We start from the raw sequence: 13,869 nt of genomic DNA on the forward strand, positions 1-13,869 counted from the left end.
TCTATTTAAATAAATACTTTCATTAAATTTCTTCAGCTGGAGCCACATCTACTTTAGGCTTTGTACCAGTTAATACAGGAGCATCAAAACTCAACTGAACTTTGCCATCAGTATCGATATCAACATCCACATGACCGCCTTGAGCTAACTTGCCAAACAGCAACTCATCTGCAAGCGCCTTACGCACAGTGTCTTGAATAATCCGCTGCATTGGGCGAGCCCCCATCAATGGATCAAAGCCATGTTTCACTAAATGGACACGCAAAGCAGGACTGAAGGTTGCATCTACTTTCTTCTCATGTAGCTGCTCTTCAAGTTGCATCAAGAACTTATCAACCACACGCATGATGATTGATGCATCAAGCGCCTGAAAGGAGACAATGGCATCCAAGCGATTACGGAACTCAGGGGTGAAGAATTTCTTGATATCTGCCATTTCATCGCCAGACTCACGCGCATTAGTGAAACCAATCGTCGATTTCTGCATTGCCTCAGCACCAGCATTGGTGGTCATAATAATAATAACGTTGCGGAAATCGGTTTTGCGACCATTGTTATCTGTCAAAGTACCGTGATCCATCACCTGCAAAAGAATATTAAAGATGTCTGGATGCGCTTTTTCAATTTCGTCCAAGAGAAGCACGCAATGAGGCTTCTTATTCACCGCTTCAGTTAATAAACCGCCTTGATCAAAGCCAACATAACCTGGAGGTGCGCCGATCAAACGACTCACCGCATGCCGCTCCATATACTCAGACATATCAAAACGCAACAGTTCAATGTCTAGGATGTAGGCAAGCTGCTTTGCAACTTCAGTCTTACCAACCCCTGTTGGCCCAGAGAATAAAAATGAACCAATCGGCCTATCAATCTTGCCAAGACCAGCTCGTGTCATCTTGATAGCACTGGCTAAAGCCTCAATCGCTGGATCTTGACCAAAAACTACACTCTTAATATCGCGATCCAAGGTCTGCAACTTGCTACGATCATCAATGGTGACAGATTGGGGTGGTATGCGCGCAATCTTAGCTACGATCTTCTCAATCTCTGGACGTCCAATAGTTTTCTTCTGCTTAGACTTGGGTAGGATTCGCTGTGCAGCACCAGCTTCGTCAATCACATCAATCGCCTTATCCGGCAAATGACGATCATTAATGTAGCGAGCAGAGAGCTCAGCAGCTGCAACCAGGGCGCCAGCAGCATACTTCACGCTGTGATGCTCTTCGAATCGAGGCTTTAACCCACACAAAATTTGCACTGTCTGATCCACTGTTGGCTCCACAACATCGACCTTTTGGAAGCGACGAGATAAGACTACATCTTTTTCAAAGATGCCACGATACTCTGTGAAGGTAGTTGCACCAATACACTTCAGTTGACCATTCGATAATACAGGCTTTAATAAATTACTTGCATCAAGTGTGCCTCCAGAGGCTGCGCCCGCACCAATGAGTGTATGAATCTCATCGATAAATAAAACACCATGCGCATGTTCTTGCAGTGACTTAAGAAGGCTCTTCAAACGCTGCTCAAAATCGCCACGATACTTAGTGCCAGCCAAGAGAGCACCCATATCTAAGGAATACACAGTGGCATTAGCCAGAATTTCGGGGACATCGCCTTTAACAATTCTCCAAGCCAGACCCTCAGCGATAGCTGTCTTACCCACGCCGGCTTCACCAACCAACAATGGGTTGTTCTTGCGGCGACGGCATAGCACCTGAATCACTCGCTCCACCTCGTTTTCGCGACCAATCAGTGGATCAATCTTGCCCTGACGAGCCATGGCATTCAAGTTGTGGGTGTATTGCTCTAAAGAACTTTCTTTACCAGAGGAGGCTAACTCCTCAGTCTCCTGTGAAGACTCAACAGGTTTGACCTGCTCAGTTTGATCTTTGCGTACTCCATGACTAATAAAGTTAACTACATCTAGACGCGTGACTCCTTGCTGCTGTAAGAAATACACCGCATGTGAATCTTTTTCTCCAAAAATAGCTACTAAAACATTTGCACCAGTGACCTCTTTCTTGTCATTCGATGTGGACTGCACATGCATGATAGCTCGCTGAATTACGCGCTGAAAACCAAGCGTCGGCTGAGTATCGACCTCATCAGTACCAGGAACAACTCGAGTACTGTCGTTAATAAAATTCTTCAGTTGCGCACGTAGCTCTGCGATATTGACTGCACAGGCCTTCAAAGCCTCTACAGCAGTTGCGTTATCTAGCAGAGCAGCAAGCAAATGTTCAGCCGTAATGAACTCATGTCGCGATGTCCTTGCGTCTACAAACGCCATGTGCAAACTCACTTCCAATTCTTGGGCAATCATGCTTCCTCCATAGTGCACTGTAGTGGGTGACCCGCTTCACGGGATAGTTCAATAACTTGATGCACTTTTGTGGCAGCAACATCGCGAGTAAATATCCCGCAAACGCCCTTGCCTACGAAATGTACCTGCAACATGATGCGTGTAGCTGTTTCATGATCCTTATTAAAATACTCCTGCATCACCATCACCACAAATTCCATTGGCGTGTAATCGTCATTCAGTAACAAAACTTTATACATCGAAGGCGCTTTTACCTGCTCGGCCTGTTTTTCAAAAAGAACAGTATCGTCGGCATATGGAATGCCGGGGTTGCTAGTAGTGGGATTTTTTGGTACGCGACTCATGAGAAACATTCTAAACACAGATATCGAAACTTTAATTTACTAGGGTCTTGTTGCGAAAAACACGCGAAAAACCCTCTAAAACCCATATTGGGGCAATTTTCTATAAAAAAGGGGTAATTACGAGGGGGTAGGGGTATATAATTCCTTGACACCCCTACAAAATTGGCAAACAATCAGGGGGTAGGCTTCAAGAGAGGTTCTATTTAGGCGTGTTGTGGATTGAGACTGATTAAAAAGTATTTACCCTCATCACGGTTGTTTTAAGTTTATGTAATGGAGTTCGCATGGCGACCGGAATTGTTAAGTGGTTCAATGATGCAAAAGGTTTTGGCTTTATAAAACCTGATGATGGTGAAGAAGAGTTGTTCGCGCATTTCAGCGCAATTACTATGCCTGGGTTCAAAACCCTTAAGGAAAACCAAAAGGTGACGTTTGACATTACCCAAGGTCCTAAAGGCAAGCAAGCTACCAATATCCAAGTGGCTTAAATAGTCCTTAGATCATTATTAAAAACCCAGGATTCGTTCCTGGGTTTTTTTCGCCTGTAATTTAGCCCATTTAAAATCTTTTTCATGCGCACAAATCAAAAACTGACTCAGAAGCTTTTCGCACTAGCCCTATTCATTTACCCAGCTCTAGCTTTAGCGCAAGTCAATATTGGACTTCCAATCATTGAACTCAAAGCGGGTATTTATCGGATTCAGGCTGAACTAGCGGATACGCCCAAGGCAAGAGAGGTAGGCCTAATGAATCGCACAAGCATGCCGACAAACTCGGGTATGCTTTTTGTGTTTGAACAAAAGGCTGGCCATTGCTTTTGGATGCATAACACCAAGATCCCGCTTTCGATTGCATTCATCGCAGACGATGGAAGGATTGTGAATATAGAAGAGATGCAAGCAAAGACAACCAATAATCATTGCCCTAAAGCAGCTATTCGTTTCGCTTTAGAGATGAATAAACAATGGTTCCCTGACCGCGTGATTGTTCCGGGCTCAGTGATTAGTGGATTACCCAAAAAGCAGGTTTACTGGTCTAAATCTGCTTTATCCAGGCCTTTATCTTATCCACAACCTCCTGCTCAATTCCTCTAAAACCGTGATGTCCAGCTGGACTGGCAAGGATTGCCCTCATCAATGCCGCCCTCCCTCCATCAGGAAAAACAGTGTACCGTAACGCTGACTATTCTCAATAGATGAACTAGTTGGCGTGATGCGATGACATCCATCATTTTTATGAGTCACGATCAACTTTCTGCTTTTGCGATTTCTAGTATCAAGGCCGCCAATTGCATGCTACCGAAGAAGTATGCATGAAGCCTGCGACTTCACCATCCATGTTCTCCGACATGTAGATATTTTCGGTTGTACCCATGCTGGTACCGGCGATATAAATTTTTGCTGCTGGAAATTTAGTTTTTAAATCAGCAACTACTCCCCGCATACGATCTAAACTCCTACCTCAATCAATTACAACTACTGCCACATCATTATCAGCAAACATCCCCCTAGTGCGAACCAAGAAATTTTTTCCTGTACCTGAAAAAAATGGTGTTCCATCTGGATTTTTCTTTAGTCCAATAGTTCCATGCCCACCCAGCATCATGATCAGCACATACTTTGGTGCTGATGTGATTGATGGCACAAAAACATAAGAAATCTCATCGCCGTCTGAATAGCGAGCTGTATATACATACACATCGATTTTCTCTGATTTCGCATGCGAAAGTGAGTGTGTAAAAAGTGCAAGAATAAAACCAGTTGCTAATATTTTTTAATATATTCATAGCCATAGCTTAATGTAACTTACTGGCAAAAAATAAGGCCTCTCGTAAGCGGCCTTCTTAAAAAGAATCTTAATTACTCAAAGCGGCAAACATAATGCAATGGTTGCTCAGCGCGAATGATGAAATAACCACCCTTTTCCACTTCCCAGCTTTGGCCAGCATTGCACTCTTGCTCTGGGGCACCTTTGATACTGACAAAGGCTGTACCATCAACTACCTCCATGATTTCTTTGGTGCTGATGTCAAAACGCAGGGTACTCGACAGCACAACACCGACCGATTTACGAACACCATTCGGCATGGTCACGCTATGGGAAACACATTTACCATCACAAAAACATTGGCTTGCTTACCTACGGAAGCTTGATCAAATTGCATTGCGCGTCTTTCTGTTCTGTTGAGTTCTAGTTTGCTGTCATCATTACTTTGTTCGCTTACGCCTTGCTGTTTCAGCAATACGCATACGTAAGGCATTGAGCTTAATAAAGCCCCCTGCATCAGCTTGATTATAGGCGCCACCGTCATCGTCAAAGGTAGCAATATTCTGATCGAACAAAGTATTTGCCGAGTCGCGCGATATTACGGAAACAGACCCTTTGTAGAGCTTCAAACGTACTACGCCATGAACAGCTTGTTGCGTATGGTCGATCAAGGTTTGCAGTGCAAGTCTCTCTGGCGCCCACCACAAGCCGTTATAAATTAAGTGTGCATACCGTGGCATCAAATCATCTTTTAAATGAGCTACTTCACGATCCAAGGTAATACTCTCAATACCACGATGTGCCTTTAACAGAATAGTGCCGCCTGGAGTTTCATAACAACCGCGACTCTTCATACCAACAAAGCGGTTTTCAACGAGGTCAAGGCGACCAATGCCACATTTTCCACCGATGCGATTGAGCTCTGCCAGCAACTCATGCGGCTTATAAGTTTCACCATTAATCGCAACTGGATCGCCAGCCTTAAATTCAATCTCAATAATGTTTGGGGCATCCGGCACCTTTTCTGGAGACACTGTCCAGCGCCACATCGACTCTTCTGCCTCAGCATTCGGGTTTTCTAAATGACGGCCCTCATAACTGATGTGAAGCAAGTTAGCATCCATAGAATAAGGAGACCCTCCTTGCTTATGCTTCATTTCAACTGGAATGCCGTGCTTTTCGGCATAAGCCATCAACTTCTCTCGCGAAAGGAGGTCCCATTCGCGCCACGGAGCGATGACTTTGATACCTGGCTCCAGTGCGTAATACCCTAACTCAAAGCGAACCTGATCGTTACCTTTACCAGTAGCACCATGAGAGACAGAATCGGCACCAGTTAAACGTGCTATTTCGATTTGACGCTTAGCAATCAGTGGGCGTGCGATCGATGTACCCAAAAGGTATTCACCTTCATAAATAGTGTTGGCACGGAACATCGGAAAAACAAAGTCACGCACAAACTCTTCGCGCAAATCATCAATAAAAATGTTTTCTGGTTTGATGCCAAATTGCAAAGCCTTAGCACGCGCTGGCTCAAGCTCTTCGCCCTGACCTAAATCTGCAGTAAAGGTCACGATCTCACAGCCATAAGTGTCTTGAAGCCATTTTAAGATCACACTCGTATCTAGACCACCTGAATACGCTAAAACTGCTTTTTTAATATCGGACATGTTTTCTTATTCAATCAAAAAGTTATTCAATAACCAACAACCGTTCATCAATACAAAATTAGTTAATCCAATCGGCCACAGAGTAAATACTCCATCAAAGCCTTTTGAACATGCAAACGATTCTCTGCCTCTTCCCAGACAATACTCTGTGGGCCATCAATGACTCCAGCTGAAACCTCTTCGCCACGATGTGCTGGTAAGCAATGCATAAATAGCGCATCGGGCTTAGCTAAAGCCATCAGCTCTTCATCGACCATCCAGTCTTGGAAAGCATTCATACGCGAGGTATTTTCAGCTTCATAACCCATGCTCGTCCAAACGTCTGTACTAACTAAATCCGCACCTTCACATGCTTCCTTAGGGTCAACACAAATGGTTAAATGCTTTACAGCATTAGCCGTCAAACGCGCCGGATCCAATTGATATCCATCTGGAGCAGAGAAACGCAACTGAAAATTTAAACACTCAGCTGCTTGTAACCAGGTATAGGCCATATTGTTGGCATCACCCACCCAAGTGACTGTCTTTCCCTGTATCGGACCGCGAGCCTCTACAAAAGTAAAAATATCAGCCAAGACCTGACAAGGATGAAACTCATTTGTCAAACCATTAATCACTGGTACGCGTGAGTTTGATGCAAAACGTTCAATCACTTCCTGACCAAAGGTGCGAATCATGATGATGTCAGTCATCCGTGAAATCACCTGCGCAGCATCTTCTACAGGCTCGCCACGACCTAACTGCGTATCACGAGTATTCAGGTACACGGCGTGGCCACCAAGCTGATGTATGCCCGCCTCGAAGGATAGACGAGTACGAGTGGAATGCTTTTCGAAAATCATTGCCAAAGTGCGGTCATGCAGAGGGTGCCAGGTTTCATAACTTTTAAATTTAGCCTTGAGCCATGCTGACCGCTTAAGCAAATAGTCGTATTCCTCACGGTTGAGGTCGGAAAACTGCAGATAGTGCTTTACCTGACCGGGCACTTGAGGCTTTGCCAGAGATGTCATAGTTGAGCTTTCGACTAAAGTGTTAGCTTGCATTCTTTTCTTCAAACATTTCGCTGCACGAAAATAGTTTCTAAAGTCATATTACGGCCAACTCGGGCTGTTAAGCTAGAGGGCTTAGTCATGCTATTTCTCACAATCATCATTACGCGACCTTGAACCACAAAACGCTTTTCATTCAAGGCATTACTACTTCTGGCAAACCATTTCGGCCTAGCGATTGGGCAGAGCGTCTGTGCGGGGTGATGGCTGCTTTTCGCCCGCCCGGTGATTCCGGTGACCCTCGCTTCACTTATTCGCCCTATGTCAGACCAGTGCTTATTTCAAAAGTGAAATGCGTTGTTATTGATACCAAACTGGGGGACCTAGATCCTAGAGCGCTAGACTTTGTCATGAATTTTGCTAAAGACAATAGCCTACCAATCGAAGAGGCATGTGAGTTCAACCCAACAGCCCCAGCCCAGCCTTAAAAACAAAAACCCGCTCTCTTGAGGAGCGGGCCTAGATCGAAACTACTTCGACCAGCCTAAAACTAAATCTGCATTACGCTGCCATCGCCTTGATAGCTGCAGACAAACGTGACTTCTGACGTGCAGCAGCATTTTTATGCGCAATCTTTTTATCAGCAATCTTGTCGATAGTTGATTGAGTTGCTGCAAACACTTTTGCAGCAGAAGCTTTATCACCAGTTTCGATTGCTTTGCGAACTGCCTTAATGGAAGTACGCAACTTGGAACGCAAACTGGAGTTGTGTTCGTTTTGTTTTACTGCTTGGCGTGCACGCTTACGCGCTTGTGCTGTATTGGCCATCTTTAAACCTTGCCTCTATAAATTGCAAAATACGACTAGTTAAAAATCTTGCGGACTTGCACGATTCATAAGCAAGCTCACCAAAATGCAAAATTTTACCTTAAAGGCACAAAAAAACCCAGTCTATCCATAAATAGGTGAAAATCGGCTCATGAATCTGCTTGCTGCCGTCGCTAAGGTCAGCTCCTTCACAATGCTTTCGCGTATCACGGGCCTGCTCCGAGAAACGCTAACTGCCCGTAGCTTCGGGGCTTCCGAGTGGACCGATGCCTTTAATGTCGCCTTTAGGCTGCCGAATTTATTACGCCGTCTGTTCGCAGAAGGGGTGTTTTCTCAGGCTTTTGTACCCATTTTGGGCGAAATTTCCAGTAATGGCGATCAAAAACAAGCTCAGGTCCTTGTAAATGCAGTCGCAACCCTTTTATTTTGGGCTTTGTTATTGACTGTATTGGCAGGGATGATCGGCGCCCCAGCACTCATTTTGGCTATTGCTACGGGCTTTAAGGATGGCCCTGCCTACGATGCCAGCGTGATAATGACCCACATCATGTTTCCCTATATTGGACTGATATCGCTTGTTTCGCTATCGGCAGGGATTTTGAATACTTTCCAACGTTTTGCCATTCCCGCCTTTACCCCCATTTTACTCAATTTAGCTCTGATCAGTAGCGCCCTATTTTTAGCACCTCACCTAGAACAACCAATTTATGCGCTCAGTATTGGCGTTCTTTTTGGGGGTGTTTTGCAATTAGCAATTCAAATTCCCCCGCTTGCACGTCTTGGCCTACTACCCCGCATTGGGTTACTACCCGGTGCAATCAAGTCAGCAGTTTCTCATCCTGACGCGAGACGCGTACTCAAACTGATGGGCCCCGCAGTATTTGCCGTATCCGTTGCGCAAATATCTCTCATCATCAACACGAATATTGCTTCACGTTTGCAACCAGGTAGCGTGTCTTGGCTATCTTATGCGGACCGGTTGATGGAGTTTCCAACAGCATTGTTGGGCGTTGCCTTGGGCACTGTTCTTTTGCCAAGCCTTAGTAAGGCGAATGCAAAAAACGATTTGGCACACGCTGGTGAGCTACTGCTTTGGGGATTGCAACTCACATTTCTACTCGCTGCACCCTGCGCACTTGCTCTCTTTATTTTTGGCGAACCACTCGCTGCAGTCTTATATCACTATGGCAAATTTAATGCTCTTGATGTGCTCATGACGCAACGAGCGTTAGCCGCTTATGGCGTTGGTCTCATTGGCCTTATTCTGGTAAAAATTTTGGCGCCTGGATTTTATTCACGACAAGATATCCGTACTCCAGTGAAAATTGGTTTGATAGTGTTAGTCGTTACTCAACTAGCTAATCTGGTATTTGTTCCTTGGTTCGGTCATGCTGGTCTAGCTTTATCAGTTGGAACAGGGGCCTGCCTTAATGCCGCTTTACTATGGGCAAACTTACACCGCCGAGGCGCCTTACCCAGTTCAGCCTGGATTAAGTACCTTGGCCAATTACTCTTAGCTCTGATTCCTTTCTCGGCAATACTTTTTTATGCTGCGGGTGCACGTAATTGGATTGCCCTTCAGGCTGAGCCTTGGCTACGGATTGGACTGGTAGCAATGTGGCTTGGACTAGCAGCCATTGTTTATTTTGCAGCCTTAAGTTTAGTAGGAATTCGCTGGCAAAAATTCTTGCGTCATGCAAAATAGATGATATGCCAACACAACAATTCGACCATTTCACCTCCTTAGTTGCTGAAGACGATCACCTGCCACTTACCGAGGCAGGCAATTGCAGTCGCACAACATGCCTATCCTGACTTAGAGGTTAAAGGTATCCTAGATAAGCTCAATCAATTAGGCAACAAATTAAAGTCGCGCGTAACTCCTGATACCTCACACCAATTCAACGCTTACAAATTCTGAAGCATTTCTTTTATACCGAATTGGGTTTTGGTCCAAACCCAAATGATTTTTATGCTCCCGAAAATTCATCCTTACATTACGTGCTTGAGAAGCACAGAGGTATTCCAATTTCCTTAGCTATCCTGATGATGAAATTAGGTAATCAAATTGGCTTAAAGATTCGTGGCGTATCTCTTCCAAATCACTTCATGATGCGCATCACCTTGCAACAAGGTGATGTGATGATAGATCCCTTAACTGGTGAGTCGCTATCAAAAATCCAGCGCCAAGAAATGCTAGAGCTTGATCTCGATGCCAAAGGGTATCGAGGCGAACTTAGCCTGCCCCTAAATCTTTTCCTGCGGGTCTCTAGACTACGCGAGATTCTGTCGCACTTCCTAAGAAATCTACAGATGATCTACTCAGCACATGAGCGCTGAGAGCGCTTACTTGGAATTCAGGAGCGCTTGGTCATTCTTCTTCCAGATTCCATCGAAGAAATTCGTGCTCAGGGATTAATCTTCGCGCACCTCGAGTATTTGCGGCCGGCATTAGAAGATATGCTTCGCTACCTCAGCGAAGCTCCGGAAGCTGAAGATGCAAGAGATATTCGCGAGCATATGGCGACCCTAGAGAGTCAGGCAAAGCTGCACTAAAGCCAAATGGTTTAGGCTTTAGTGCTTTAATTAACTTCTTTAGTTTTGCTTGCGCTGGAAGATTTTACAGAGAGCTGCCATCACCACTGGTATAACAGCAGCGCCAACCCCAATCAACACGATGACATTAAGATTCTGACGAATCACAGGAATATTGCCAAAAAAATATCCTGCAATCACCAAGCTAAAGACCCAAAGTGCAGCCCCAGTGATGTTGAAGAATTGAAAGCGTGAGAGATTCATCTCAGATACACCGGCAATAAAAGGGGCAAATGTTCGAATAATAGGCAAAAAGCGTGCCAAGATGATGGTTTTTCCACCATGCTTTTCGTAAAAAGCATGCGTCTTCAATAGAGCGCCTTGATCAATCCAACGGGATTGACTACTAAAGACCCTTTTTCCAATCCAGCGACCAATGAAATAATTCACGGTATTACCTGCAATCGCCGCGATTAATAAACCACTACAAAGAGTCCAAATATTAAAATGCTCAGTGGCGCAATAGGCGCCTGCAATGAACAAAAGTGAATCGCCTGGCAAAAAGGGTGCAATCACCAATCCTGTCTCAACAAAAACAATGACAAACAATAAGCCATATGCCCAAGGGCCATATTGCTGAATTACTACATCTAGATGTTTATCGATATGCAGCAATAAATCGCTGATTTGCAAAAAGGTATCCATCAACTCACTCTTTAAATTACGCGTTGTAGCGGATATTAACAGGCTCTTATAATGAGGGATGCCTACTGAACCCTACATTCAGCCTACGCATGCTCCTAATGATGTCGCCACGCTTTGTATCGTTGGGCCCACTGGTGCAGGCAAAACCCATCTCGCCATGTCTTTGGCCGAGTATACCAAGTCAATTGGTATCACTATCGAAATTATCAGCATGGATTCTGCTCTCGTTTATCGTGGCTTAGATATTGGTAGTGCAAAACCGACAAAAGCTGCACAAGAAGCTGTTAATCATCACCTCATCGACATCATTGAGCCAACTGAAGTCTATTCTGCTGCGCGCTTTGCTAATGACGCAAAACGTTTATGCGCCGAAATTCGGGAGCGTGGCAATACTCCCGTCGTTGTTGGCGGAACGATGTTGTATTGGCGGGCATGGGCATATGGCCTCTCCTCTCTACCGCCTGCCAATCCAGAAATTCGAGCTAGACTAGATAAAGAGGGTAAATCAATGAGCTGGCCAGCCATGCATAACCAGCTTGCTAAGGTTGATCCTGAAACAGCGGCTCGCCTTGAGCCGAACGATGCACAACGAGTTCAACGCGCCCTGGAAGTTTATGCAATTACTGGTAAACCGATGTCATTACTTTTGGCAGACTCACCCAGCGAAGATGGTAGAGTAGGGTCTACTATTCCGCCTTGGATTCATTTAATTTCTCTTGAGCCAAATGATCGCAAACGCTTGCATCTCAACTTAGAGAAACGCTTTGACGAGATGCTGGCTGCTGGCTTTTTAGACGAAGTGAAAGCACTACGCACTAATGCGAGCTTGCATGCAGACCTGCCTGCCATTCGTTCGGTTGGTTATCGGCAAACCTGGGAATTCCTCGAGGGTGAAATTGATGCCGAACGAATGCGCTATAAAGCATTAGCCGCAACTAGGCAGCTTGGGAAACGACAACTTACTTGGCTGCGTGCAATCGAGGGAAGAAAAACATTTGATCCCTTCAATCCCGAACAGATGAAGACGGCCTTAGATTCCTGTAAGGAAGTCTTAAGCAATTAAATAATAGTGCACACAGTCGATAACTGCTTAAATCAAGATGGTTTGCGGTGCATCCTTTGGACGTTCGACCACTTCACCCACTGTCCAAGCTTTCAAACCTTGCTCAGCCAATGACTTGATTGCTGTCTTCGCTTGGTCAGGCGAAACAATTACCACCATACCAATTCCGCAGTTGAATACACGCACCATCTCTGCATCAGCTACGCCACCCTTCATTTGCAACCAACGAAAGAGTTCTGGCATTTGCCAGCTATCACGATGTAAAACTGCTTGAGTATTTTGTGGCAATACGCGTGGCACGTTATCGACTAAACCACCCCCTGTAATGTGGGCCATGCCCTTCACATTAACCTCAGAAATCAATTTGAACAGTGGCTTCACATAAATTTCTGTGGGAGCCATTACAAGATCGGCCAAAAAGCGCCCACCTAAATCATCAGTCGGCTTTGCACCCGCATGCTCAATAATTTTGCGCACCAATGAGTAACCATTGGAATGAACCCCACTAGAGCCAATTGCCAACACCACATCTCCAGGAACAATGGTTGCCCCGGTAATGATCTTTGATTTTTCAACTGCGCCAACTGCAAACCCTGCCAAATCATATTCACCTGGGGGATACATGCCTGGCATTTCCGCTGTCTCACCACCAATCAATGCGCAACCAGACAGCTCACAGCCCTTAGCAATTCCACCAACAACTGTGGCCGCCGTATCTACCGCTAACTTGCCACAAGCGAAGTAATCCAAGAAAAATAGGGGTTCTGCACCCTGCACCAAAATGTCATTGACACTCATGGCCACCAAGTCTTGGCCAATGGTTTCATGGCGATTCCACTCAAAAGCGAGTCTGAGCTTAGTACCTACGCCATCTGTCCCAGAAACCAATACTGGCTCTTTATAACGTTTTGGTACCTCAAATAAGGCTCCAAAGCCTCCAATTCCAGCTAAAACGCCCTCACGCATCGTTTTCTTCGCAAGCGGCTTAATGCGATCAACCAAGTCATCTCCGGCGTCAATATCAACACCAGCGTCACGGTAGGAAAGGCCTTTTGAGGAAGAATTAGTGGATGAAATCATATTAGATTCGGAATATTAGTAAAAAATACTACTAAATTCTACTTCGTCAGTAGAATCATTGAATTCTAGAGGATTGAAGAAAGATGACCGAAATTGTTACCCCTTTTCTTACCGCATTCATTCTGGCATATGCCCTACGCCCTGTTTGCGTGTGGCTGGAGAACCATCGAGTGCCTCGCGCACTCGCTGCAGCCCTGGGAATGCTTATCGGTCTTAGCTTGGTTTTTTTCATTTTGAGTCTCCTGATCAGCCTCCTAAAATATGAAATACCCCTCATTAAGGCTCAACTACCTAATTGGATTACTAATACCCAAGCCTGGTTAAGCCCAAAACTCAGCGAATTTCATATCAATCTTGACTGGAACACACTCAAAACAAGTGCCACACAGACAATTACCGAACACATAAACGACAACGCCGATAGTGTAATGTCTTCAACCATCAGCACTGTCCTGATATCAGGAAGCTCAGTGATTGCTGGTTTTGTTAATGCGGTTCTAATTATTTTTGTGATGTTTTATTTGTTAATGGATTGGGATCATTTTTTTTAGTCTCGTTA

The 13,869-nt window shown here is 45.0% G+C and carries 16 protein-coding genes and 1 pseudogene; 7 read left to right on the forward strand and 10 right to left on the reverse strand.

The window, feature by feature from the left end; genetic code table 11:
- Positions 1–22: 22 nt before the first annotated feature.
- Both clpA and clpS read right to left on the reverse strand, forming a co-directional pair.
- A complete protein-coding gene (clpA, locus tag DXE31_RS02075) occupies positions 23–2,329 on the reverse strand; it encodes an ATP-dependent Clp protease ATP-binding subunit ClpA (RefSeq protein ID WP_114697640.1) in 2,307 nt (768 codons plus the stop codon).
- Entirely contained in the window at positions 2,326–2,682 is a 357-nt protein-coding gene (gene clpS, locus DXE31_RS02080; protein ID WP_114697641.1) for an ATP-dependent Clp protease adapter ClpS, read from the reverse strand. The genes clpA and clpS overlap by 4 nt, the downstream gene beginning before the upstream one ends.
- 275 nt (positions 2,683–2,957) lie before the next feature.
- Between clpS and DXE31_RS02085 the strand changes: the two genes are divergently transcribed.
- The gene (locus tag DXE31_RS02085) at positions 2,958–3,161 is read left to right on the forward strand and encodes a cold-shock protein (RefSeq protein WP_114697642.1); all 204 of its coding nucleotides are present in this window, start codon (positions 2,958–2,960) and stop codon (positions 3,159–3,161) included.
- Positions 3,162–3,245: 84 nt separating this feature from the next.
- The gene (locus tag DXE31_RS02090) at positions 3,246–3,767 is read left to right on the forward strand and encodes a DUF192 domain-containing protein (protein WP_114697643.1); all 522 of its coding nucleotides are present in this window, start codon (positions 3,246–3,248) and stop codon (positions 3,765–3,767) included.
- A 181-nt stretch (positions 3,768–3,948) separates the two neighbouring features.
- Here DXE31_RS02090 and DXE31_RS09700 read toward each other — a convergent pair whose 3' ends face one another.
- The 5 genes from DXE31_RS09700 to argF form a co-directional block, all read right to left on the reverse strand.
- Entirely contained in the window at positions 3,949–4,116 is a 168-nt protein-coding gene (locus DXE31_RS09700; protein ID WP_162785522.1) for a hypothetical protein, read from the reverse strand.
- Between the two features lie 18 nt (positions 4,117–4,134).
- Complete coding sequence (locus tag DXE31_RS02095; RefSeq protein WP_114697644.1) at positions 4,135–4,371, reverse strand: hypothetical protein; 237 nt, start codon at positions 4,369–4,371, stop codon at positions 4,135–4,137.
- A 161-nt stretch (positions 4,372–4,532) separates the two neighbouring features.
- Entirely contained in the window at positions 4,533–4,760 is a 228-nt protein-coding gene (locus DXE31_RS02100) for a pyrimidine/purine nucleoside phosphorylase (protein WP_231969293.1), read from the reverse strand.
- 120 nt (positions 4,761–4,880) lie between these two features.
- Positions 4,881–6,110, reverse strand: coding sequence for an argininosuccinate synthase (locus tag DXE31_RS02105; protein WP_114697645.1), 1,230 nt, complete (start codon positions 6,108–6,110; stop codon positions 4,881–4,883).
- A 62-nt stretch (positions 6,111–6,172) separates the two neighbouring features.
- The gene (gene argF / locus DXE31_RS02110; RefSeq protein WP_174222264.1) at positions 6,173–7,120 is read right to left on the reverse strand and encodes an ornithine carbamoyltransferase; all 948 of its coding nucleotides are present in this window, start codon (positions 7,118–7,120) and stop codon (positions 6,173–6,175) included.
- 152 nt (positions 7,121–7,272) lie between these two features.
- On the opposite strand from argF, the gene DXE31_RS02115 reads away from it, so the two are divergent.
- Positions 7,273–7,587 carry a DUF3579 domain-containing protein gene (locus DXE31_RS02115; protein WP_114697647.1) on the forward strand — a complete coding sequence of 105 codons (315 nt, stop codon included), beginning with the start codon at positions 7,273–7,275 and terminating at the stop codon, positions 7,585–7,587.
- Between the two features lie 73 nt (positions 7,588–7,660).
- Here the strand turns inward: DXE31_RS02115 and rpsT are convergent, their stop codons facing one another.
- A complete protein-coding gene (gene rpsT, locus DXE31_RS02120; RefSeq protein WP_114697648.1) occupies positions 7,661–7,927 on the reverse strand; it encodes a 30S ribosomal protein S20 in 267 nt (88 codons plus the stop codon).
- Between the two features lie 151 nt (positions 7,928–8,078).
- On the opposite strand from rpsT, the gene murJ reads away from it, so the two are divergent.
- Both murJ and DXE31_RS02130 read left to right on the forward strand, forming a co-directional pair.
- Positions 8,079–9,632: a murein biosynthesis integral membrane protein MurJ gene (gene murJ / locus DXE31_RS02125; protein ID WP_114697649.1), complete on the forward strand. Its 1,554-nt coding sequence runs from the start codon at positions 8,079–8,081 to the stop codon at positions 9,630–9,632.
- A gap of 5 nt (positions 9,633–9,637) precedes the next feature.
- Positions 9,638–10,483, forward strand: a pseudogene (locus DXE31_RS02130) (SirB1 family protein).
- Positions 10,484–10,522: 39 nt separating this feature from the next.
- Here the strand turns inward: DXE31_RS02130 and DXE31_RS02135 are convergent.
- On the reverse strand, positions 10,523–11,167 hold the full coding sequence (locus DXE31_RS02135; protein ID WP_114697650.1) for a VTT domain-containing protein: 645 nt from the start codon (positions 11,165–11,167) through the stop codon (positions 10,523–10,525).
- A 58-nt stretch (positions 11,168–11,225) separates the two neighbouring features.
- Here DXE31_RS02135 and miaA point away from each other — a divergent pair, with 58 nt between their 5' ends.
- Positions 11,226–12,230, forward strand: coding sequence for a tRNA (adenosine(37)-N6)-dimethylallyltransferase MiaA (miaA, locus tag DXE31_RS02140; protein WP_114697651.1), 1,005 nt, complete (start codon positions 11,226–11,228; stop codon positions 12,228–12,230).
- Between the two features lie 27 nt (positions 12,231–12,257).
- On the opposite strand, the gene purM is transcribed toward miaA, so the two are convergent.
- The gene (gene purM, locus DXE31_RS02145) at positions 12,258–13,310 is read right to left on the reverse strand and encodes a phosphoribosylformylglycinamidine cyclo-ligase (protein ID WP_114697652.1); all 1,053 of its coding nucleotides are present in this window, start codon (positions 13,308–13,310) and stop codon (positions 12,258–12,260) included.
- 83 nt (positions 13,311–13,393) lie between these two features.
- Here purM and DXE31_RS11940 point away from each other — a divergent pair, with 83 nt between their 5' ends.
- The gene (locus DXE31_RS11940; protein WP_269460567.1) at positions 13,394–13,861 is read left to right on the forward strand and encodes an AI-2E family transporter; all 468 of its coding nucleotides are present in this window, start codon (positions 13,394–13,396) and stop codon (positions 13,859–13,861) included.
- Positions 13,862–13,869: the final 8 nt, after the last annotated feature.

This window comes from Polynucleobacter necessarius, from assembly GCF_900095185.1.
In the GTDB taxonomy this organism is placed as follows: Bacteria; Pseudomonadota; Gammaproteobacteria; order Burkholderiales; family Burkholderiaceae; genus Polynucleobacter.